21 protein-coding genes are annotated in these 21151 nt (G+C 58.8%); 5 read left to right on the top strand and 16 right to left on the bottom strand.

Translation table 11 applies throughout. From position 1 onward, the window contains the following. The first annotated feature begins 25 nt into the window (after positions 1–25). The gene (locus tag D882_RS0109930) at positions 26–481 is read left to right on the top strand and encodes a YMGG-like glycine zipper-containing protein (protein WP_027923093.1); all 456 of its coding nucleotides are present in this window, start codon (positions 26–28) and stop codon (positions 479–481) included. Here the strand turns inward: D882_RS0109930 and D882_RS0109935 are convergent. The 5 genes from D882_RS0109935 to D882_RS0109955 all read right to left on the bottom strand — a co-directional run bounded on the left by D882_RS0109935 (position 466) and on the right by D882_RS0109955 (position 6278). Further along, positions 466–1500, bottom strand: a complete 1035-nt coding sequence (locus D882_RS0109935; protein WP_027923094.1) for a DUF2955 domain-containing protein — start codon at positions 1498–1500, stop codon at positions 466–468. The two genes, D882_RS0109930 and D882_RS0109935, sit on opposite strands and share 16 nt — an antisense overlap. Further along, entirely contained in the window at positions 1490–2617 is a 1128-nt protein-coding gene (locus tag D882_RS0109940) for an HlyD family secretion protein (protein ID WP_027923095.1), read from the bottom strand. The genes D882_RS0109935 and D882_RS0109940 overlap by 11 nt, the downstream gene beginning before the upstream one ends. After that, complete coding sequence (locus tag D882_RS0109945) at positions 2610–4166, bottom strand: efflux transporter outer membrane subunit (RefSeq protein WP_027923096.1); 1557 nt, start codon at positions 4164–4166, stop codon at positions 2610–2612. Before D882_RS0109945 ends, D882_RS0109940 begins: the two co-directional genes overlap by 8 nt. Before the next feature lie 79 nt (positions 4167–4245). Beyond that, positions 4246–4878: a response regulator transcription factor gene (locus D882_RS0109950; protein ID WP_027923097.1), complete on the bottom strand. Its 633-nt coding sequence runs from the start codon at positions 4876–4878 to the stop codon at positions 4246–4248. Between the two features lie 32 nt (positions 4879–4910). After that, entirely contained in the window at positions 4911–6278 is a 1368-nt protein-coding gene (locus D882_RS0109955; RefSeq protein ID WP_027923098.1) for a cache domain-containing protein, read from the bottom strand. A gap of 378 nt (positions 6279–6656) precedes the next feature. On the opposite strand from D882_RS0109955, the gene D882_RS0109960 reads away from it, so the two are divergent. The 3 genes from D882_RS0109960 to D882_RS0109970 all read left to right on the top strand — a co-directional run bounded on the left by D882_RS0109960 (position 6657) and on the right by D882_RS0109970 (position 10717). Then, positions 6657–8714 (top strand): carbon starvation CstA family protein, encoded by a 2058-nt coding sequence (locus D882_RS0109960; protein ID WP_027923099.1) that lies wholly within the window; start codon positions 6657–6659, stop codon positions 8712–8714. Positions 8715–8729: 15 nt separating this feature from the next. Beyond that, a complete protein-coding gene (locus tag D882_RS0109965; protein WP_007949127.1) occupies positions 8730–8927 on the top strand; it encodes a YbdD/YjiX family protein in 198 nt (65 codons plus the stop codon). 179 nt (positions 8928–9106) lie between these two features. Then, complete coding sequence (locus D882_RS0109970) at positions 9107–10717, top strand: mechanosensitive ion channel family protein (RefSeq protein ID WP_027923100.1); 1611 nt, start codon at positions 9107–9109, stop codon at positions 10715–10717. 7 nt (positions 10718–10724) lie between these two features. Here the strand turns inward: D882_RS0109970 and D882_RS0109975 are convergent, their stop codons facing one another. The 3 genes from D882_RS0109975 to potE are packed head-to-tail and all read right to left on the bottom strand — an operon-like array spanning position 10725 to position 13232. Then, positions 10725–10913: a hypothetical protein gene (locus D882_RS0109975; RefSeq protein ID WP_027923101.1), complete on the bottom strand. Its 189-nt coding sequence runs from the start codon at positions 10911–10913 to the stop codon at positions 10725–10727. A 38-nt stretch (positions 10914–10951) separates the two neighbouring features. Next, complete coding sequence (locus D882_RS0109980) at positions 10952–11845, bottom strand: amino acid ABC transporter substrate-binding protein (RefSeq protein ID WP_027923102.1); 894 nt, start codon at positions 11843–11845, stop codon at positions 10952–10954. Between the two features lie 46 nt (positions 11846–11891). Further along, positions 11892–13232: a putrescine-ornithine antiporter gene (potE, locus tag D882_RS0109985; protein ID WP_027923103.1), complete on the bottom strand. Its 1341-nt coding sequence runs from the start codon at positions 13230–13232 to the stop codon at positions 11892–11894. A 95-nt stretch (positions 13233–13327) separates the two neighbouring features. Between potE and D882_RS0109990 the strand changes: the two genes are divergently transcribed. After that, complete coding sequence (locus tag D882_RS0109990; RefSeq protein WP_027923104.1) at positions 13328–13669, top strand: potassium channel family protein; 342 nt, start codon at positions 13328–13330, stop codon at positions 13667–13669. Between the two features lie 23 nt (positions 13670–13692). Here the strand turns inward: D882_RS0109990 and ppk2 are convergent, their stop codons facing one another. The 8 genes from ppk2 to D882_RS0110030 form a co-directional block, all read right to left on the bottom strand. Beyond that, on the bottom strand, positions 13693–14511 hold the full coding sequence (ppk2, locus tag D882_RS0109995) for a polyphosphate kinase 2 (RefSeq protein ID WP_027923105.1): 819 nt from the start codon (positions 14509–14511) through the stop codon (positions 13693–13695). Between the two features lie 141 nt (positions 14512–14652). Then, positions 14653–16377 carry a SulP family inorganic anion transporter gene (locus D882_RS0110000; protein ID WP_027923106.1) on the bottom strand — a complete coding sequence of 575 codons (1725 nt, stop codon included), beginning with the start codon at positions 16375–16377 and terminating at the stop codon, positions 14653–14655. Positions 16378–16536: 159 nt separating this feature from the next. Next, on the bottom strand, positions 16537–17496 hold the full coding sequence (locus D882_RS0110005) for an HlyD family secretion protein (protein WP_027923107.1): 960 nt from the start codon (positions 17494–17496) through the stop codon (positions 16537–16539). A 3-nt stretch (positions 17497–17499) separates the two neighbouring features. Then, positions 17500–17871, bottom strand: a complete 372-nt coding sequence (locus tag D882_RS0110010; RefSeq protein WP_027923108.1) for a DUF3302 domain-containing protein — start codon at positions 17869–17871, stop codon at positions 17500–17502. 303 nt (positions 17872–18174) lie between these two features. Next, positions 18175–18456 carry a hypothetical protein gene (locus D882_RS0110015; RefSeq protein ID WP_027923109.1) on the bottom strand — a complete coding sequence of 94 codons (282 nt, stop codon included), beginning with the start codon at positions 18454–18456 and terminating at the stop codon, positions 18175–18177. Between the two features lie 100 nt (positions 18457–18556). Beyond that, positions 18557–19165: a trimeric intracellular cation channel family protein gene (locus tag D882_RS0110020; RefSeq protein ID WP_027923110.1), complete on the bottom strand. Its 609-nt coding sequence runs from the start codon at positions 19163–19165 to the stop codon at positions 18557–18559. A gap of 195 nt (positions 19166–19360) precedes the next feature. Next, positions 19361–20299: a universal stress protein gene (locus tag D882_RS0110025; protein WP_027923111.1), complete on the bottom strand. Its 939-nt coding sequence runs from the start codon at positions 20297–20299 to the stop codon at positions 19361–19363. Between the two features lie 140 nt (positions 20300–20439). Beyond that, positions 20440–21087 carry a BON domain-containing protein gene (locus D882_RS0110030; protein WP_027923112.1) on the bottom strand — a complete coding sequence of 216 codons (648 nt, stop codon included), beginning with the start codon at positions 21085–21087 and terminating at the stop codon, positions 20440–20442. Between the last annotated feature and the right edge of the window lie 64 nt (positions 21088–21151).

The raw sequence follows: 21151 nt of genomic DNA on the forward strand, positions 1-21151 counted from the left end.
GCTCGGAACTGCGCAGGAGGTCATCATGCCTAGGTTGTCTTCCATCAGTCTGTGCCTCGCGTTGTCGGTTTCATCTGCCCAGGGCTGGGCGCAAACCGTTGTGCCGACCAAAGGCCAGAGTTCGCAACAGACCCAGCTGGATATCAACGAATGCCAGAGCATTGCGGCCAGTCAGACGGCTTCGACCGACACGTCTCCTTCCGGAGGAAGAGTGAAGGGGGCCGCGGTGGGTGCCGCCGCCGGTGCCGTTGCAGCCGATGCGCGCGGGCGTCAGCACGACGAGTTTTACGACAACGCGAATGACAACGTGAAGCAGGAATACCGGCAGAATCAAGCCAAAGGGGCGGCGGCGGCCGGTGTCGTGGTGGGTGGTTCGCGCCAGAGGCAGGAACGCCGGGCGGATGAAAAAACCAGCGCTGCCAACAGCCAGACGGCCTATACCAGTTGCCTGCAAGGCAAGGGGTATCAGGTCAATCCCTGAGCCGGTGATTGTGCCTGTGCCGGCCGGTCAAGCAAGCGAACCATTACGTAGGCATACAGCGTGACGGCGATGAACAGGCCCATGCGCACGGCGAAGGCGGTGTAGACGTCTTTGCCCAAGGCGCTGTCCTGCACGGACTGGCCCAGCAGGATGATCAGGGTGATAAAGGTGTTGAGCCACAGCCCCGGGCCATAGCGACTGGGGCTGAGGGCATACAGCTTGCGCGCCAGGATCAGGCCGAACAGCAGCATCCACAGGAAGAACATCCACAGGTGCACAAACAGGCTCAGTGCACACCAGAACAGGATGGCCAGCAAACCGCCGAGCAAGGTCGCGCCGAGCAGCTCACGCCCGGCATTGCGCGCGCTGGTGGTTGAGCATTGCTGACCCAGGCCGACCGCTTTCAGGATGATCGGCAGGTAGGCCGCCGGGTCGATCATCGCCAGCAGGAATGTCGGCAAGACGATCAAGGTTGCACGCAACGCAATCCGACTGGCTTCTACGCCCTGCGGTGGTGGGGCGGCGGGTGGCGAGGGGGCATTGGCCGGTTCGGGGAATATCCAGTGACTGAGCGCAATCACCATCACCGCCAGTAACAAACCTTTGACCAGCGCGCCGATGACCATCGCCGCCAGGTCGAACTCGGCGACACCCGCCGAAGAGATCATCGTCAGGCCCATCACCAGCAAGGTCACGATCAGGTTGTTGCCGCCACTGAGCCCCCAGCGAAAGACCAGAAAGAGGCTGACCGTGACCAACAGCACGCCGGTCAACGGGTAGTAACGCAGGATCGGGATCAAGAGCAGGCCGATGCCGGTGGTGAGCATCGCGACCAGGGCGAGCACGATTGCCGCCTTGAACGGCAGCGGGCGGTTGACCGAGGCCAGGAGCAGCAGGCACAACACGGGGGCGAGAAACGGAATCGGCAGCGCCAGGCCGAAACTGATGGCCAGGCACAGTGCCGCGCCGCTGGCCAACCGCAGCGCACGTTGCTCCCGGGGTGTGCGTTTAGTAGGCATAGGACAGCCAGCTCATCAGCCCTAAATAGACCCGGCCGAGCGGGTTGAGCCAATTGCCCGGTGAAGGGAAGGCCATGACTTCAGCCTGCCCGCCGGCACGAATGTTTCCGCTGCCAAGCAGTGCGTTCATGGACTGTTCGGAAAACTCGATGATCACCGGGAAGCGTTGCGCCGGTCGCAGCCAGTCCCGGCTGTTCTGGATGCCGGGCAAGGTGCCGGGCGGTGTTGGCTGCCCGACGCTGATGCCATAACCGACGCTGCGGACATGGCCCTCGAAAACTTCACCCGGCACCGCATCGAGGACGATGGACACTGGCGTGTCGGGGCGCACCAGGCCGAGGTTGTTCTCGGTCATGTCGGCCGTGATCCAGATGTCCTGAATGGTGATCAGCGTCATCACCGGGCTGCCGGCGGCGGCGAATTGCCCGACGTCGGTGCGCAGGTCCGTGATCAACCCCGCCGAGCGTGCCCGTGTTTGCGTGTTGGACAGGTCCAGTTCGGCTTTTTCCAGCGCCGTGGCGGCGCTGCGCAGTTTTGCGTTGACGTCTTCACCGCCACCTTCCGTTTCTTTAGCACGCTCTACCTCGGCGCGGGCGGCGGCCGTTTGGCTGATCGCAGCTTCGCGGCTGGTGCGTGATGCGTCGAGAACGCGCACGGAAATGGTCCCCGGGTCTTCACGGTACAACCCTTCCAGGCGCTGATTCTCTTGGCGGGCCTTGGTTTCGTTGGCCTGGGCGGCGCGCAAGGCGGCTTGCGCCGAGGCAATCCCCGCGGTGCTGGCGCCCAACTGCCGACGGGTTGTCTCAAGGTCGGCGCGGGCGCGGTCGACGGCAATCTTGTAGGGTGCCGGATCCACCTCGAAAACCACATCGCCGGCCTTGACGATCTGATTGTTGTGAACGTTTACCCGGATCACCCGGCCCGCAACTTCAGACGCCACCGGAATGACGAATGCACCGACCCGGGCCTGTTGCGTATAGGGCGTGAAACGGTCGGCCAACAGGTACCAGACCAGGCTCAGGATGATCAGCAGCAATACCCATTTGATGCCTTTTTTCGCCGGATCGGCCGCCACGGGCTCGGCGGCGTTGGGGGAGGGCTGCGCGGCGTCACTCATGGCTGTTTTCCTTGGCGGGTAGCGGGAAAGCGGGCTGATCGGCGGCGGGCTCGTCCAGCATGTCGCCCCAGTCGGTGCGTTGTTCCATCAAATGGCGCGTGGCCGGGTCGACGCGTGGCAGGGCGGAGTACCACCCGCCGCCCAGGGCCTTGTACAGAGCGATGACATTGCTCACCGCATTGCCGCGCACGATCAGGTAATTGTCCTGCTGTTCGAGCAGCGCCCGTTGCGCGTCGAGCACCCGCTGGAAGTCGGAGTAGCCTTCGCGAAATTGCACGCTGGCCAGCGTCAACGAGCGCTTGGCGGCGCCGCCGGCTTCACGCAGGATGCGCTCGCTTTCCAGTGACTGGATCAGGCCGTTGGCCGCATCGTCAGCCTCGCGCGCGGCCTGGCGAACCTTGTCGCGGTAGGCTTCGATCAACTGCTGCAACCGCGCGTCCTGTACGCGCACGTTGTTGATGATCTGCCCGTAATCGAACACATTCCAGCGCAGACTGGGGCCACCGACCAGGTCCAGGCTGCTGGACGTGCCGTGGAGCGTGTCCGTCGACCAGACAATGCTGCCGAGCAACGTCAGCGACGGATAAAAATCACTTTCGGCCACGCCGATCAGCGCCCCTTGGGCGGCAACGTTAAGTTCGGCGGCGCGGACGTCAGGCCGACGCAACAGCAGGCTGGCGGGCACATCTTGCAGTACCGCGCGATCGACCAGCGGCACCAGGCTGTCATTATCGACCACCTGCGGCAGCCCGCCTGGCGGTTGCCCAATCAGCACGGCCAGGGCATTTCGGGTGCGTTGCAACTGGTCCTGTAGGTTGGGAATACTGGCCAACGTGCCGAGGTACTGGGTTTTGGCCTGTTGCAGATCGAGCTCAGCATCCTGGCCGCTCTTGAACAGTTTTTCGGTGATCTCGAAATTGCGCTTTTGCTGCTTGGCGTTTTCACGGGCGACGCGCAGCCGGGCTTCGGTGGTGCGCAACAAATAATAGGTGTCGGCCACTTGGGCGCGCAGCAGGACCAGCACGTCTTCGTAGTTGGCCTGGGCGGAAAAATAAGCTGCATCGGCGGATTCGATGGCGCGGGCGAAGCGTCCCCAGAAGTCGAGCTCCCAGCCAATGTCAAACCCGGCACTGTGTTGCCAGAAATTATTATCCTGCGGATTGTTGCCACCGTATTGGTGACGTTTGACATACAAACTGTCAGCGCTTACTTGCTGCAGTTGCGGGTACAGCGTGCTTTGCGCAATGCCCAATTGGGCGCGGGACTCCATCACTCGCAGACCGGCGATTTTAAGGCTGGAATTGTAAGCATCCGCTTGCGCAATCAGTTGATCGAGCACCGGGTCGTTGAAGACAAGCCACCACTCGCGCAGATCCGGATTCGCCCCACGTTGACTGGATTGCTCAAGGGCCGGAGTGTCCCAATGTTTGATCCATTCCTCACCCGGCGGCTGGAAGTCCGGGCCGAGCCGAATGCAGCCGCTCAGGGTCAGCGCACCCAACAGGATGAGGTAGCCCGGTTGCACCAGCGGGGACCGACCTGGAGGCATAGTTCCGTGTCCAGCCAAGAAAGATCACTGGAGCATAGACGCCTGTATGAACAGTCGAGTGGCCGGCGGCAGTTTTTTTCTAGCGCGAAATAATCCCGTGATCGATTGCGTATTTGACCAGCGCCGCCGGTTTGTCGATGTTGAGTTTTCGGCGAATGCTCAAGCGATGGGTTTCGACCGTGCGCACACTGATGTCGAGTTCGCGGGCCATTTCCTTGTTGTTCAGGCCTTGAGCCATTTTGTACAACACTTGGCTTTCGCGTGGGGTCAGCTCGTTGTCGGCGCTTTTATCGGCGATCAGGCGCTGGGCGATTTCGGCGCTGTAGAACGTGCCGCCGCTGGCAATGGCTTCGATGGCCGCAATGATTTCCCGCGAGGGCGAATTCTTCAGCACATAGCCGCTGGCACCGGCACGCACGGACTCGCTCACGTATTCGTTATTGTCGTACATGCTCAGCACCAGCACTTTCAGCGTCGGGTACTGACTGCGCAATAGGCGCGTCAGTTCGAGGCCGTTCATGTCGCGCAAACTGATGTCGACCAGCAACAGGTCCGGCTGACAGCGCCCGACCATTTCGATTGCCTGAGCACCGCTTTCGGCTTCGCCCACCACTTCCAGGGGCGCCATGACCGCCAGCAACGCTTTGATCCCGTCACGGACCAGGGAATGATCGTCGACCAAGGCGACGCGGATCGGGTAAGGCAGGTTCATCGCGGGTGTTCACTCTTGTTGTAAGGGGTGAGTCAGCGTTTCGTAGCGGGTACTTTCATCGGCAGCTGCACGTCCAGTTCACTCCTGCCGGGGATCGATATCAGTTCGAAACGTCCACCAAAGTGCTCGACCCGTTCACGGATGTTACGCAAGCCGATGCCCGCGTGGCGACGCTCGACCTGAGCGACATTGAATCCGATTCCGTCATCCACCACGCTCAGGCGTACCGATTCTTCAGCGCCGTGCAGGGTAATGGAAACGTTCTTTGCCTGGGCGTGGCGTTCGATATTGGTCAGGCCTTCTTGCACGATCCGGAACAGCGCGACGGCCGCGCCGTCGACTAGGTGACAGTCGAATTCGTTGTCGTCATACGTTACTTTGAGACCGCTGCGTTGCTCGAACTCGGCGGCGAGTTGGCCGATGGCGGCCGGCAAGCCCAAGGTGTCGAGCAGGGAAGAGCGCAGGTCATGGGAGAGGCTGCGGACTTCACCAATGGCTTCGCCCAGGCGCTCGGTGGCATCCTTCAGCGTGCTCAAGCCTTTGTCATGGCCCTGTTCGTTTTCCAGCAGATGGCTGGCCAGTTCGAAGCGAAACTTGATCGACACCAGCAACTGGCTGATGCCGTCATGCAACTCGCGGGAAACCCGTGATCGCTCTTCTTCCTGGAGGCTGACGATGCGTTGGGTCAGGCGCTGCAATTTTTTATCCGCCAGGCGATGCTCGCTGACGTTCAGCGTCATGCCACTGGCGAATACAAACAGCACCGCCACCAACGCCACCACGGCAATCGCCAGCATGGTCTTGCGGATGCCCTGAGCCACTTCGTCACGGGCCTGCTGCGTGGCGCGTTCGACGTCCTCCAGGTAAATGCCGGTGCCGAGCATCCAGCCCCAACGGTCCAGCATCACGACGTAGGCGAGTTTATCGGTGACCTGACCGGAGGAGGGTTTGTTCCAGGCGTAACGCTGAAAGCCTTCGCCCGATTGCGCACTTTTGAGCAGCGCCTGAATCACCGGCAAGCCGTGCGGGTCTTTCATGTCCCACAGGTACTTGCCCACCAGTTCCGTCTGGCGCGCGTGCATCAGGCTGCGACCTTCACGGTCGTAGACGAAGAAGTAGCCGTTGATGCCGAAGCTGAGCTTGCGCAGTTCTTCCAGGACTTGCTGCTGGGCATGCGCGTCACCGTGGCCGTCGTCGTACAGCGGCGCGATCAGGCTTTGCGCCATTTCCACGTAGTTTTTAAGCTCGGCACGCTTGCTGGCCAGGATGCTGTCTTCAATCAGCTGGGCCTGTTGATCGCCGAGTTGGCGGTTCAGGGAAATCACCAGCGCACAAATCACCGCAATGGCCAATACCAGCGGCAGAATCCCGAGCGCGACGATTTTGTGTTTGAGCTGCATCTTGGCTCCTGACCGGACCGAAGAAGGGCGAAGGCCGGCATCATAGGCCAAAGAGATGCGTTTCCTGTAGCGCTGCTGGACGGAATGACCAGCGGCCGACGTGTCAGTCGGTTGAAATGCAACCCCCCTGTAGGAGTGAGCCTGCTCGCGATGGCGGTGTAACAGGCGATATTGATATTGGCCGGTAGATAGCTATCGCGAGCAGCCTCACTCCTACAAGGGATCTGCGTGATCTACGTAGAACTACGTAGACGTGGCGTACGTAGTAACGCGGATTTATTTGTAGACGGCATGCGGGGATATTGGGCCAGCTCCGCACCGCGGACACAATTATAAAAATTACCGCCGCAGTCACTGGCTGTCGGCAGGAGACACGCTATGCCCCGTCTGGCTAAACACCTCGCCTGGTTTGCCGTGGCTGTTCTGGGAGCGTTTGCGCTAAGTGTCGTGGCCCTGCGCCGCGGCGAAGCGATCAACGCCCTCTGGATCGTAGTCGCAGCTGTCGCTATCTACCTCGTTGCCTATCGCTACTACAGCCTGTTCATCGCCACCAAGGTGATGCAACTGGACCCCAATCGTGCCACGCCCGCGGTCATCAATAACGATGGCCTGGACTACGTGCCGACCAATAAACACGTGTTGTTCGGTCACCACTTCGCGGCCATTGCCGGCGCGGGTCCCCTGGTCGGCCCGGTACTGGCGGCGCAAATGGGCTACCTGCCCGGCACGCTGTGGCTGATCGCCGGCGTGGTGCTGGCCGGTGCGGTTCAGGACTTCATGGTCCTGTTCATGTCCACTCGCCGCAACGGTCGTTCGCTCGGCGACATGGTTCGTGAAGAAATGGGTCGCATCCCCGGCACCATCGCGCTGTTTGGCTGCTTCCTGATCATGATCATCATCCTCGCGGTGCTGGCGCTGATCGTGGTGAAAGCCTTGGCCGAGAGCCCTTGGGGCATTTTCACGGTGATGGCGACCATCCCGATTGCGATGTTCATGGGCATTTACATGCGCTACATCCGCCCGGGTCGCATTGGCGAAATCTCTGTGGTCGGCGTGGCGTTGTTGCTCGGTTCGATCTGGCTCGGTGGGCAGATCGCGGCTGATCCGGTGTGGGCCAAGGCCTTTACCTTCACCGGTATCCAGATCACCTGGATGCTGATTGGTTACGGTTTTGTCGCGGCGGTACTGCCGGTATGGCTGATCCTGGCTCCCCGTGACTACCTGTCGACCTTCCTGAAAATCGGCACCATCGTGGCCTTGGCGATCGGCATTCTGATCACCATGCCCGAGCTGAAAATGCCCGCACTGACCCAGTTCATCGACGGCACCGGCCCGGTGTGGAAGGGCGGTCTGTTCCCGTTCCTGTTCATCACCATCGCTTGTGGCGCGGTCTCGGGTTTCCATGCGCTGATCGCGTCCGGCACCACGCCGAAACTGCTGGCCAGTGAAGGTCATGCCCGTTACATCGGTTACGGCGGCATGTTGATGGAATCGTTTGTCGCCATCATGGCCATGGTTGCCGCCTCGGTCATCGAGCCAGGTGTGTACTTTGCGATGAACAGCCCCGCGGCGTTGGTCGGCGCGGATGTTGTCTCCGTCGCTCAAACCGTCAGCAGCTGGGGCTTTGCGATTACCCCGGAAGCCCTGCAAGCGGTGGCCCATGACATTGGTGAAACCACTATCCTGGCCCGTGCTGGCGGTGCGCCGACCCTGGCGGTCGGTATCGCGCAGATCCTGCACCACGTCCTGCCGGGTGAAAACACCATGGCGTTCTGGTACCACTTCGCGATTCTGTTTGAAGCGCTGTTCATCCTGACGGCGGTCGACGCCGGTACCCGTGCCGGTCGCTTCATGCTCCAGGATTTGCTTGGCTCCTTCGTTCCAGCGCTCAAACGCACCGATTCCTGGCCCGCCAACCTGATCGCCACCGCCGGTTGCGTGGCGATGTGGGGCTACTTGCTCTATCAAGGCGTGATCGATCCTCTGGGTGGGATCAACACCTTGTGGCCGCTGTTTGGTATCTCCAATCAGATGCTGGCCGGTATCGCGCTGATGTTGGCAACGGTTGTGCTGATCAAAATGAAGCGCCAGCGCTACATCTGGGTGACCATGCTGCCAGCCGTCTGGCTGCTGATCTGCACCGTGACGGCGGGTTTCATCAAGCTGTTCGACGCCAACCCGGCCATCGGTTTCCTCGCCCTGGCGAAGAAGTACAGCGACGCGCTGGCCAACGGTCAGGTGTTGGCCCCGGCCAAGAGCATTGACCAGATGCAGCATGTGATCTTCAACGCCTATACCAACGCGACGCTGACGGCGCTGTTCCTGTTCGTGGTCTTCAGCATTCTGTTCTTTGCGCTCAAGGTCGGCATCGCCGCCTGGGGCACCAAGGAACGCACGGATAAAGAAGCGCCATTCCAGGCCATTCCACAGGCTTGATGGAGGAGGGTGTTGATGTTCAATGACTTGAGTCGTCTCGGTAAATACCTCGGTCAGGCCGCGCGCCTGATGGTCGGCATGCCGGACTATGACACCTACGTCGAGCACATGCAGAACAAGCACCCGGACAAACCGGTGATGAGCTACGAAGTGTTCTTCCGGGAGCGCCAGGAAGCTCGATACGGCAGCAAGGCTGGGCCGAAGTGCTGCTGACGCAGTAAGTCCAGACAAAAAAACAGGAGCCCGGCTTGCCGCGCTCCTGTTTTTTTTGGCTCGCTGGCCGCTACCCAATCGCTTACCAAGGACCGACGGCGGGAATCTGACAACCGCTCATCGCTCAACTACGCTGCCTACAGACCCTGTCCTAATCCTGTGACGTAAGGAACTGACGCATGCGGAGCAGGTTGCTCGCGGTGATATTGATCGTTGTCGGGATGTGCGGGTCGGTGTTGGTGTGGGCCGAAAATACACCCAGCGTGGTGGATCCGCCGGCTGAATTAAAGGTCGCCAACCGTAGCGTCATGGTGTTTCGCGCAACGATATTGGGGGAACCTCCGGTGTCGCGGGTCAAGCGCGCGAAAGCGGTGATCGGCGAAGCGCTGGATGAGGCGGATGATCTGAACGTTACCGTCGACCCGGTGCTGGACAGCTATATGGTACTGCTGGGCAGCCGGCGCGCGTTTATCGTTTCGGCCAAGGATTTCGACGCCAGCGAATTCGATTCGGCGCAGCAGGCGGCTGAAGCAGCAGCGCGAAATCTGCGTCTGGTGGTGTCTGAAACCCAGGAAGCGCGCAGCCTGCAGTTAATCATAAGGTCGGTGGGCGCTGCGGTGTTCGCCACTGTTATTTACATCGTCTTGCTCTACGCCATGGCGTACCTGCGACGCAAACTGCTGAAGAAACTTCCCGGACTGGTGCATCGTCATAGCCAGGCGCTGAAGGTCGGGCGCACACAGCTTTTCGACGTCAGTTACCTCTATCCGTTGGTCAGTCGTGCGTTTGAGTGGCTGCGCTGGGCCGTGGTGGTGTTGTTGACCTATGAATGGCTGGGGTTTGTCCTGTCGCGTTTCCCCTACACTCGGCCATGGGGCGAACGCCTTAACACCTACCTGTTGGAACTCGGCGACTATTTGCTGCAAGGCATTCTGGGCGCCATTCCCGGACTGGGCGTGGCGGTGGCGATTTATTTCATCGCCCGAGGCGTTACCGCCTTCATGCGTCGGGTGCTTCGGCGCATGGCGACCCCCGGCACCTTCAGTTGGCTGAACCATGAAACCCTGCAACCGACCCAGCGCCTGGTGTCCCTGGCGGTGTGGTTGTTTGCATTGGCCATGGCTTATCCGTACCTGCCGGGCGCCGGCACCGATGCATTTAAAGGCTTGTCGGTGCTGATCGGTTTGATGATTTCGCTGGGCGCGTCCAGCGTGGTGGGTCAGGCGGCGGCGGGATTGATCCTGACTTACACCCGAACATTGCGTCCCGGCGAATTTGTACGCATTGGCGAGTACGAAGGCACGGTGACCGAGTTGGGTATGTTCACCACGCGAATCCGCACGGGCCTGGGCGAAGTGTTGACCCTGCCCAATTCCATGATCACCAACACCGTGACCAAGAATTACTCGCGCACCGTGCAGGGCGCCGGTTACGTGGTCGACACCGTCGTGACCATTGGCTACGACACGCCGTGGCGGCAGGTGGAGGCGATGTTGCTGGAAGCCGCCAAACGCACCCCGGGCATTCTTGAAAACCCGCCCCCGCAGGTATTTCAAACCGCGTTGTCAGACTTCTATCCCGAGTACCGTCTGGTGGCCCAGGCCATTCCCAGCCAGCCTCGACCGCGTGCGGAGTTACTGAGCATGCTGCACGCCAATATTCAGGATGTGTTCAATGAGTACGGCGTGCAGATCATGTCGCCGCATTATTTGGGTGATCCGCAGGCAGAGAAGTGGGTGCCCCGGGACAAATGGTATACGGCACCCGCGCAAGAACCGAAGGACAGTTGAGCGCTCTTCACATTCTCTGCCGAGGCATCGTCGAAGGCTGAAGTTGCTGCTGCGGGATGTACTTGCCATTGCCATCGGTAAACGGCGGATGCTGCACGGCGTTTTCATCGTTGTCCTGTTGACGGTCATGGCAGGACGAACCGCTGATCGCGATGAGCAGGGCGACCATGACAAGGGGAATCAAGTACTTGATCACGGGAGTTCTCCAGTGGACACCGTCTGTTTTCGTCGGCGCTATGGCAGCGCATAGACCTTGAACAGCTTTTTGGTCGTGTCGCTGGCGCCTTCCAGGTACTTATCGTACGCCTGTTCAATCTCGCCGGAGCGGTACATTTCACTCAGCGTGGTGTCGACCAGCAAGCGGAAATCTTCATCGTTACGCGGTACTGCCATGGCCGTTGGGGCGTACTCGAAAATACGCTCCAGCAGGACCAGGTTGCCCGTTGGGTAGCGGCTGTCGAGGAGGTTCCTGAGCATCATCCGTTCGCTGAACATCGCATCGGCTTTGCCTTTGGCGACCAACTCGAGTCCTTCGGCCGTAGTGTTGACCGTGATCAGTGTGGCGACCACGCCCAGCAAGCGCATCTGCTGACGAATCCACGCTTCGCTCACGCCTCCGGTCGTGGTGACATAAGTCTGGTTGGACAGACCATGGTTGACGGTGGCACGCCAGGTGGGTCCGGTGTGGGCCACTTTGCCATTGAGCACGTCCAGCAGCGTCGCCGGGGCATCCTGGTGCACCACCGCCGAGAGGCCTGCGGTGTAAATGGGCACCGAATAGCTCACTGTCTTGCGTCGTTCCAGTGTTGGCGGCGTTGGTGTGCAGAGGAGGTCGACCTTGCCTGAGCTGACGGCACTGATCCCATCGACGACGGTGACAGGCAGGTAACTGACCTGTAGTTCGGGCAAACCCAGTTCGGCCTTGACCTTGTTGGCGATTTTGTCGCAAAGACTGATGGCATAACCCTGGACCTTGTCGCCGACTTTGACGCTGAAGGGCGCGAAGTCAGGCAGGTAGCCGAGGGTCAACGTATTGCTTGAGCGCACCCGTTCAAGGGTGTTGGCGCTGGCCAGCAGTGGCAGGCAGGCAAAGAGCAGTGCGATGGTTTTGCTTCGTTGTGCATTCATGTCCCATTCCCCGAATTCAGATGTCAGTACCGTCCAGAAACCAGGCCTAAGGGGTGTCGACCCTGGCAGGGTCGGTGGGAGACACAACGGCAAAGCGCTTGGCGAGCCAGCCATACAGTGGGTAGCCGAACACCAGCACAAGGGCGCCCCCGAACACCGCGTCCTTGCCGCACGAGTGCAGGGCATACAATGAATAGGCGAGCGCGATCAGCAATACGGGGGTATTACGCAGGTAAACCGCTGACGAAACCCGCGCCTTGTACATCATGACCAGCAGCCCGGTCAGTGCCGTCACGTAGGGGATCAGGTTGGTCACGGCGGCAAGATTGACCAGTTTGCCGAACTGAGCGGCGGCATTGGGTGAAATGGTCGACAGGGCCATCAGCGTCTGCAACACACCACACACCAGCATGCCCAGGAGGGGCGCGTTGTGCCTGTTGAGCTTGCTGAACAGTTTCGGAAACATTCCTTGGTCGGCGGTCATTTTCGCCGTTTGAGCCAAGGTGAATTGCCATCCCAGCAGCGAGCCCACACACGCCATCACCGCCAACGCCATGATGATGGTCCCGACCGTGGGGTTGAACATTTGCGCGTAGACCAGCGCGAAGGGCGCCGAGGAGTTGGCCAGTTCCTCGTTGGGAATGATGCCCTGGATCACGGTCGTCGACAGCACGTAGACCACCGCTGCACCCAACGTGCCGAACAGGCAGGCCAGCGGTACGGTGCGCTTGGGGTTTTCAACGGCGTCGCTGGCCTGTGCCGCTGATTCCATACCCAGAAATGCCCAGAGGGTCAATGGAATCGCACTGCTGATCGCGTCGGCGTTGGAAAGGTTATTCGGGTTCCAGGCGGACACCAATATCTCCGGTTTGAACCAGAACCAGCCAATGATGCTCAGGCCTGCCACCGGGATGATCACTCCCCAGACTGTAATCGCGCCGATCCTGCCGGTGATGCCGGGGCCACCGAAGTTAGCGACGGTGGTCAGCCACAGCAGGCCGACCGTACCGATGAACAGCGGGATTGCGCCCGTGCCCAGCCAGGGCAGGAACGAGGTCATGTACCCCACGGCCGAGATAGCGACCGCAACGTTGGCAATGGCCAGCGACAGGAAGTACAGATACGAACAGAGGAAGAACCCTGACTTGCCATGCGCTTCTTCGGTGTAGGCGGATAACCCGCCGGAGCGCTGACAATAGATGCCACATTGGGAAAAGCAGTAGGCGATGGCCATGGAGCCAATCGCCGTGACAATCCATGACAGCAATGAAATGGCCCCGAGCTGGGCCATGCTGGTCGGCAACATGATGATGCCCGACCCCATCATGTTGACCATCACCAGGGTAGTGAGCCCCACAAGGCTCATTTTTTTACTTGAGTCGGCCATCGAAAACTCCTTTCTCTGCACTTGTGCCAAGCTGTCAGGTGACGCAGCACCACGCATTCAGATGTCGCCAAGCTCAACTTCAGGAAGCCCATGTCATGACGCAATCTCATGCAAAGCACGTCCGTCGCGAGTTTTACAGAACAGTGTGGTTCTACATTCGTGTTGTCTGGCCGATTTTCTCAATTCTGTTGGTTACGATCGTGCTGTTCGGTCTGATCATCGCCTACCTGGAAGGGTGGGGGCCGTTTGACGGTATCTACTTCGGGTTCGTGACCGGATTGACCATCGGTTACGGTGACCTGGTACCCAAAACGCCCCTCTCACGTGTCCTTGCAGTTTTGCTGGGTTTCAATGGCGTTCTGATGACGGCCATATTCGCCGCCGTCAGTATCCGCGCCATCGAAGAGACCGCGCGAGCGGCCAAATCCGAGGAATAAGGCCGACGCATCACGCTGAGCCCTCAGTAGGGTTCAGCGATGTATTTGAACGGGTAATTGGCTGCCTTGTAGCTGCCGATCTTGCGTTTCGGCAGGCTGACTTTTTCTTGCTTGACCTTTTTATAGGGGATGTTTCCCAACAAGTGAGTCAGCACGTTCAGCCGTACGGATTTCTTGTCCTCGGAACGGGCAACGTTCCAGGGCGCCCAGTCGGTGTCGGTGGCTTCGAACATCTCATCACGGGCGCGCGTGTAGTCGTCCCAGCGGTTGTAGGACTTGATGTCCATCGGTGACAGTTTCCAGATCTTGCGCCCGTCGGTGATGCGCTCCTTGAGCCGCCGGGTTTGTTCTTCAGGGCTGACTTCCAGCCAGTACTTGAACAACAGCACGCCGGAATTAACCATAAGACGTTCGAACAACGGCGCCAGTGCTAAAAAGCCGATCACCTGTTGCTCGTCGCAAAAACCCATGACTCGCTCGACACCTGCCCGGTTGTACCAGCTGCGATCGAAGATCACGACCTCGCCGGCCGCTGGAAAGTGCGGCATGTAGCGTTGCAGGTACATCTGGCTTTTTTCTCGTTCGGACGGTGCTGGCAGGGCCACCACACGAAACACCCGTGGGCTGACACGTTCGGTCAACGCCTTGATCGTGCCACCTTTGCCGGCGCCATCACGGCCTTCGAAAACAATCACGACCTTGGCCCCCGTGGCGACCACCCACTGCTGCAATTTGACGAGTTCGACGTGCAGGGTCTTGAGCTGTTTTTCGTAGTCTTTGCGGCTAAGCGTGTCGGCTTTCTTTTGCGCAGAATCGGCAATTTCACGATTGGTTTTTTTCATCGCGATACTTCAACCTCTGGTGGTCTTGAATAGAGTGTGTGTCGGTTGCGAATTCCCGGTACCGCTTGCGTACTAAAGGGTAGTTCAAATTCCCGACGTGCAGATGACGCAGGTCATCGGTCTTCAGGGCTGCGCGCGAAATCACGTTTGATCTCTTTGTTGGCGCTGATAATCGGCAACGGCTTGCTCCAGATTGGGGAGCATCCGCGTATCACCCAATGCGACGCCCAATGGAGCATGAATAACCATCGCGTAAACACTGGGACTCATGCCCACCAGCCACAACGAAATGCCTTTTTCTCGCAGACGCTGTTCTGCCGCCGTGAGCATTTTCAAAGCGGTGTATTCCAGATCGAAAACACTGCGCAGATCGAGAATCACAACGCGTGGCGCAGCCGCAGCGATTAACGAGCGGATTTTCGAACCGAGTCGTTCGGCGTTGGCAAAGAAAATGCGACCTTCAGGGCGCAGCATCAGCAACCCCTCGAAGTGCTCGTCGTCAGTCTCGGCGCAGGGCGGGCGATACACATTGGTGCCGGGTTTGCGCCCAAGTATGTGAACGGGCGGGTCAGAGACCTGGTAGGCCAGTGCCAGCAGCGAAACAATGATCGCGACGACGATCCCCTGCAGCGTGCCGAGCAACATGACCCCGACCAGTGCCACCAGTGCCCAGATAAATTCTGTGCGGCGCACCGAAAGAATGTCGCGAAATTCCGAAGGCTGGATCAGGCCAATCGAATACACGATCACAACCGCGGCGAGCGTGGCATTGGGCATCAGGCCAATGAACGGCGCAATCAGCAGGCAAGTCCCCAGTGCCAGTCCGGCCGTGATCAACCCCGCCAGTTGTGATTGCGCACCGGCCAAGCGGTTGACGGCGGTTTGGGTGGTTCCACCCCCGGCCGCCATGGCCCCAAGCAATGCACCGCCGATGTTGGCAAACCCTGTCGCCACCAACTCACGGTTGGGCTGCAGCGCGGGTTCATCACTGCGGGCAAAAGCTCGTCCCGCCGCGATGGTTTCGGTAAAGCTCATCAGCGCAATGCCCAGGGCCGATGGCCAGAGCTGTGACACGATCGACCAGTCGGGCAGCGTCAACCCCGGCAACCCGATTGGAACGATTCCTACGGCCGACACACCCAATTGCTCCAGATTCAGCACACTCATGCCGACAATGCCGAGCGCAACCGCAATCAGTGGTGCTGGCAATCGGGGGGTGAAGTGCTTCATGCCGATCAGAATCAGCACCATGAATACACCGACGGCCACGGTCGGCAATGAGGCATGCCCCAACCCTTCGACAGTGGCGAGGACGTTGTGAAAAAACCCACCTTTTTCGATATGGATGCCCAGCAACTTGGGCAGTTGATCGAGCACGATGACTATCCCGATGCCGGCCTTGAAGCCCACCAGCACCGGTTCTGAAATGAAGTTGGCAACGAAGCCGAGGCGCAATATCCCGGCCAGGACCAATATGGCGCCGACCATCAAGGCCAGCGTGGCGGAGGCAACGATCAGGGTCGCCGTATCGCCGGACGGGCTGACCTGACCCAGTGCGGAGGCGACCAGGATCGCAAGGGTTGTGGTGGTACTGACGCTGAGCGGGCGTGAACTGCCGAGCACGGCATAGATCGCCATCGGCACCAACACGGTATAGAGGCCGATCTGTACCGGCAGGCCGGCGATGGTGGCGTAGGCCAGTGCCTTGGGAATGACCACGGCCGCGGCGGTCAGACCCGCGATGGCATCGCCTTTGAACCAGCCCTGTTGGTAGTCGCCAAGCCACTCTGGTAACAGGGCACTCACAACTCGCCGGGGGGTTAATCCTGAAAGCCGATCTTCCTGATCGCTACGTTGTTGGTTCATGAAGTGCTCCAACCCAAATTTTTCATGCTGCGTTAGATCCCTATTCCATCGCCCACATGGCGCCTGAACGGCAGCGTGCAGTCACAGAAAAATGCAGTTGATCGAGGACAAACAGAGGAGGGCAGGCGTCCCCTGTCAAAAGGGGACGCCTGTCATTTATTAATGGAATGGAAAGATGTAGTTCATCCAGGCAGCCATGCGCAGCAGGATTTTGCGCATCATTGCGATATGCTCAAAGTGCTGGCTATAGAGTGCCGCCTGCCCATACGCGCCGCCCGGCATCTGGCTGCTGTATTGGGCATAGTCCGGATCGGTGATCTCGATAATGACCGGTACCCGGCCGGCCGGCGGTGAGCCCGTGAAGCCGGTCAATGTTCCAGAGGGCTGAACTTGTCCCTCTGCGATAACGTTGACGACGGTCTTGACCCGCCCCTCGAACACCCTGCCGGGAATGCCATCAAAAGCCACTTCTGCCTCATCGCCGACCGACAAGCGCAACAGGCTGTTTTGACGCATCCACGCGGCAAAGTAATGCCCTTCATCCGGGATGAACACCATGGAAGGACGCAAGGGTAACTTGGTCGCCATCATGCCCGGACGCAAGGAAACATGGGTGACGAAGCCTTTGCTCGGGGCGCGAACGGTGGTGTTGTCCAGTTCATACTGAGCATTTTCCAGTTGTGCCTGCAAATCGTCAGAGCGAGCAACGACGACGTCCAGTTCACGTTGGGTGGCAAAGTTGCGCTTGATCAGCTCAGTGATTCGGGCTCGATCAGCTTTCGCTGATAGCAACTGTGCCTTGATGGACTGGATCTTGTACTCGAACGGGGCAGGGTCGATGCGAAACAGCACATCGCCTTTTTCCAGAGGCTCATTACCCTTGACCGGCACGTCGATGACCTGGCCACTGACCACCGGAATGACCGGCACGGAGACGAAGTAAGAGCGCGCGACCTCAGAGTACGGGTGGTTGTAGTTCATCGTGAAGATCAATGCGCCCACGATCAGGATCCCACCGAGGACTGCGGTCGGCACCGTCCATTTGTTCAGTGGTATGCGGAAGATCTTGAAGATGGCGGTGCAGATGGCGGCATAGGTCAAAACAAGCAGAAGATCCATGGCTTAGATTCCTTCACCGCGATTGTCCGACGCTGGCGTGCCCAGCGCAGTACCTGTTGCCGTTTCCAGTCGCTCAATGCGACTTTGCAGATCGGCAACCTGTTGTTCCAGATGAGCAACATGAAATTGTGGTGACTTGCCATCACCAAATCCCCAGCCCCGGTCTTCCCGGTACGCCATCGCCCAGATCCACAGAAATGGCCAAAGCGCATGCAGGGTGAACAAACTCACCCAGCCGGTGGCATGGATCGCATCCTGGTGCGGGTGATTGCGGTGTACGGCTATTTCATAGGGTATGTCGTGTAGCGCGATGATTCCGTAGAACAGGACCAGCCCGACAAAGAACAACAGGCCTAGCGCGAAGTAATCCAGCATGGTCGCCCCCTCATGGCACAAGCGATGTACTTGGGTCAGTGTAGTCACGGTTTTTATGAGTGCGGGCAGTCCTGATGACCAGAACTGAACCGACCACTCAATTGTCAGCCTGCGCAGGCCAGGCCTGCGGGAGAGCGAGCGAGAGAATCTGCTTAATTGCCGCTGTGTTCTAGGTCGTTTTATGCACGTGTTGGTATTTTCTCGCGCTACTGTCTACTGGCCGTTAGGTCGTATCGGTGAGAGCGGCGAGGGCACGCCTTCACTCAATCGAAGTGCCCTCGCTACCCACCAGACGCCTGTCAATCAATCTCTGCGCTTATCAAGACATTGACGGCGCAGGGTCATGTTGTTGATCTCCATACAACTGGCCGAATAATCATCAGATTTGTCTTTGGCTTCCTTGGCTTTGTCGCAGTTACCATTTCCATTGCAGTTGCCTTTACCTTTTTGATCATTGTTGTTTTTAACGCAGTTTTTGGCAGCACTTGCACTGCCGGCGTTATTGCAATTTGAAGCGGCAAAAGACGGCGATGACAAAGCCAGCGAAAACAAGAGTGTGCATACAAGCGTCGCGATGATTCTCATAACCAAGCTCCTGAGTAGATTTTTACTGACCAGCAACACCGTTCGGATCGATCAGCGTTGGAAGGTTCATTGCGCGTAACATCGAACATTAGCTTCATTTTTACCCCTGCCGGGTGGATAAAATCGTTGGCATTTGCAGATCCTTGTAAATGGCGAGAAACCGCAGGCCCGAGGTAAAGAGCAAGGCAATCCAGCCGGCGACCTGGATAGTCGGGAATGCATCGCGCAACAGGACATAGACGATGCACCCCAGCAGGATCGGCGTGGCGTAGATCTCACGTGACATCAACAACGAGGTTCTGCCGGCCAGAACATCACGCACGATGCCGCCGCCAATACTGGTCAGTACACCCATCATCACGGCAAAAGGCGCCGCGAGATGCAATCCGAGCACTTTCTCGGTAGCGACCAATCCGAACAGCGCGGCCGCAAATCCATCGAGGTACAGCAAAAGGCGATAGCGCTGCTGGAATCTTTTGGTGAGAAAAAAAGCCAGCGCGGCGGCAATCAAGGCGACCCAGATGTAGTTGAAGTCCGCGATCCAGAAAATCGGTTGATCGAGCAACAGGTCGCGAACGGTGCCGCCACCAATAGCCGTGATGATGCCCAGCACCACGGCGCCGAACACATCGACCCCCGCTTTCTGGATAGCCAGCACCCCGGTGATGGCAAACACGGCGGTGCCCAACATTTGCTGAAAATAAAGCATCCGTTACTCCGTTCTCAGGCTGTGCCCCTCAGCAGTCGGTCATTTGCTCGCATCCAGCATGACGCGATAGCGCGGCGCAGATAAGGAAGTGTAGCGGGGAGCTTGGCGTTGTCTCGGAGGTTGATGAATGGGGCGCACCACGGTGTGGATTACCCGGTGATTGGATGACTGAGAGGATGGCGAAACATGCCCCCGTCAGTGAACGTCACTTTCAATGATTACCTGCGGGGAAATGACCCAAATACTGCATGGCATTTTGAACAGCAGTTGTTCCACCGTACTGCCGATAAACCGGTCCATTGTCCGGTGCCCGATTCGTCCCATCACAATCACATCGGTCTCATACGCTGCTGCGTAGCTGGCAAGCACCTTGACGGGGTTACCCATGATCAGATGCTGGCGTTCCGGCGGGATACCGTTGCGCTCAGACAGTTCACGAAAGGCATCAGCCTGTGCGTCAAATAGCATTTTGGCTTTGCTGGATGAGAAAAACGTCGAGCCATTTGCGAAGCCGAATTCATCTGCGCTGATGGATGAAAGGTCATGGGCATAGATAACGTCGAGCTCTGCATGACAGGTGCTCGCCAGTTTTTGGGCTTCTTGCAGAATTCTGTCGTTGAAACTTTTGTACTGCCCATTGCGATGAAAAGGGTCGACCGCAGCGACGATCTTGCGGGGCAATGCGTGGTGCATGTGGCTGACGAAGTGCATGGGCACCGGGCATTCGCGTAACAGATGGACATCCAACGGAGTAAACATCAGGCGTGATAGCAGCGTTTCGTGTTCCAGCGCCTTGATCAATACCGCCATGGATTGTTCTTTGAGATGGATGAGGATTTCCTGCAAGGGTCTTTCTACCCAGACGACTTCAGTTGTGACGTGTACTCCGTTTTTGCGCAACGGACGGGCCTGGTCTTCCAGCCATTGTCGATGGCGCTCGACGTAGCTGATTCGCATTTGCTCCCGCGCTTGCTGGTTGACCATTCCGGCAGTCGCCAGCCCTTCGAGGTAGTCGAATGCCACAATGTGAAGTGCCGCGTCCGACGCTTTGGCCAGCGCGGCGGCCCGATCGAAAGCGGGATTGTTCTCCATCAGGGGCGGAACGACCAGCATGAAACGTGTTTGATCGGACATGACAAATCTCCCGTAGGTAATCGTGCAAATGCCTGCCCAATGACTCCAGTGTCCGACGCCTTTACGAGGATCGAATCCGTCCGGTTCGGCGGAATTGAGCAGCACGTCCTGGGGAACCACCGGCTCCCCAGGGTATTGACTCACGCAAGCAGCAAATGGTCTTCCACTTTGCTCACGCCTGGCACCGACCAGGCGGCCCGTTCTGCAATCTGGCGTTCGCGCCACAAGTGAACCCGGCCTTCGAGCCTCACCACATCACCTTCGACGGTGACATGAATATCCTTGGCATCCACTTCGGCGCTACGCTTTAGCGCGGCCTCAATGCGTTGCTGGATATCAAAGACATCCAGCCGAGGGCGCAAGGTGAGGCGATTACACACGCCAACCACGCCGGATAACTTGCGCACCGAGCGCTCCACGGTTTCTTTCTGGTATTGCCAGTCCACTTGTCCTTCCAGAGTGATCCGCCCGCTCTGCACGATGACTTTGACGTCGCCTTCTGGAACGTCGGAACTCCAATGGATGATTTTCAAGGCGCGGGTGGCGATCGAGTCGTCGGAAGTCCCGGCGTATTTATCCAGCCTGACCTGAATTTCATCGGCCAGCGCGCGTACGCCATTGATGCCTTTGACCGCGCGTTCCGCGCTGATTTTCTGGGCGTAGCTGCTGACGTGACCGGACAGCGTGACCACGCCATTGTCCACGGCTACACCAATGTTGGCTGCTTCGATATCGGGCTTGAATTCGAGCTCTTCCAATATGGTTTTACGCAGGCTCAAGTCGCTCATGTCTGTGTCCTCTGTTTGATCCGGTATTGGCGGGCCGCACGAGCCCTATTGGTTTTTTCTACGC

This window comes from Pseudomonas sp. URMO17WK12:I12 (assembly GCF_000514395.1).
GTDB lineage: Bacteria > Pseudomonadota > Gammaproteobacteria > Pseudomonadales > Pseudomonadaceae > Aquipseudomonas > Aquipseudomonas mucoides.

Bases quoted from the DNA above. Each gene is read 5' to 3' on its own strand.
- D882_RS0109940 (WP_027923095.1), bottom strand. From the start codon at position 2,617: ATGAGTGACGCCGCGCAGCCCTCCCCCAACGCCGCCGAGCCCGTGGCG.
- D882_RS0109935 (WP_027923094.1), bottom strand. From the start codon at position 1,500: ATGCCTACTAAACGCACACCCCGGGAGCAACGTGCGCTGCGGTTGGCC.
- D882_RS0110005 (WP_027923107.1), bottom strand. From the start codon at position 17,496: ATGGATCTTCTGCTTGTTTTGACCTATGCCGCCATCTGCACCGCCATC.
- D882_RS0109960 (WP_027923099.1), top strand. From the start codon at position 6,657: ATGCCCCGTCTGGCTAAACACCTCGCCTGGTTTGCCGTGGCTGTTCTG.
- D882_RS0110000 (WP_027923106.1), bottom strand. From the start codon at position 16,377: ATGAACCAACAACGTAGCGATCAGGAAGATCGGCTTTCAGGATTAACC.
- D882_RS0109950 (WP_027923097.1), bottom strand. From the start codon at position 4,878: ATGAACCTGCCTTACCCGATCCGCGTCGCCTTGGTCGACGATCATTCC.
- ppk2 (WP_027923105.1), bottom strand. From the start codon at position 14,511: ATGAAAAAAACCAATCGTGAAATTGCCGATTCTGCGCAAAAGAAAGCC.
- D882_RS0110010 (WP_027923108.1), bottom strand. From the start codon at position 17,871: ATGCTGGATTACTTCGCGCTAGGCCTGTTGTTCTTTGTCGGGCTGGTC.
- D882_RS0109980 (WP_027923102.1), bottom strand. From the start codon at position 11,845: ATGAATGCACAACGAAGCAAAACCATCGCACTGCTCTTTGCCTGCCTG.
- D882_RS0110020 (WP_027923110.1), bottom strand. From the start codon at position 19,165: ATGCTTTATTTTCAGCAAATGTTGGGCACCGCCGTGTTTGCCATCACC.
- D882_RS0109965 (WP_007949127.1), top strand. From the start codon at position 8,730: ATGTTCAATGACTTGAGTCGTCTCGGTAAATACCTCGGTCAGGCCGCG.
- D882_RS0109955 (WP_027923098.1), bottom strand. From the start codon at position 6,278: ATGCAGCTCAAACACAAAATCGTCGCGCTCGGGATTCTGCCGCTGGTA.
- D882_RS0110030 (WP_027923112.1), bottom strand. From the start codon at position 21,087: ATGAGCGACTTGAGCCTGCGTAAAACCATATTGGAAGAGCTCGAATTC.
- D882_RS0110025 (WP_027923111.1), bottom strand. From the start codon at position 20,299: ATGTCCGATCAAACACGTTTCATGCTGGTCGTTCCGCCCCTGATGGAG.
- potE (WP_027923103.1), bottom strand. From the start codon at position 13,232: ATGGCCGACTCAAGTAAAAAAATGAGCCTTGTGGGGCTCACTACCCTG.
- D882_RS0109945 (WP_027923096.1), bottom strand. From the start codon at position 4,166: ATGCCTCCAGGTCGGTCCCCGCTGGTGCAACCGGGCTACCTCATCCTG.
- D882_RS0109930 (WP_027923093.1), top strand. From the start codon at position 26: ATGCCTAGGTTGTCTTCCATCAGTCTGTGCCTCGCGTTGTCGGTTTCA.
- D882_RS0109970 (WP_027923100.1), top strand. From the start codon at position 9,107: ATGCGGAGCAGGTTGCTCGCGGTGATATTGATCGTTGTCGGGATGTGC.
- D882_RS0110015 (WP_027923109.1), bottom strand. From the start codon at position 18,456: ATGAGAATCATCGCGACGCTTGTATGCACACTCTTGTTTTCGCTGGCT.
- D882_RS0109990 (WP_027923104.1), top strand. From the start codon at position 13,328: ATGACGCAATCTCATGCAAAGCACGTCCGTCGCGAGTTTTACAGAACA.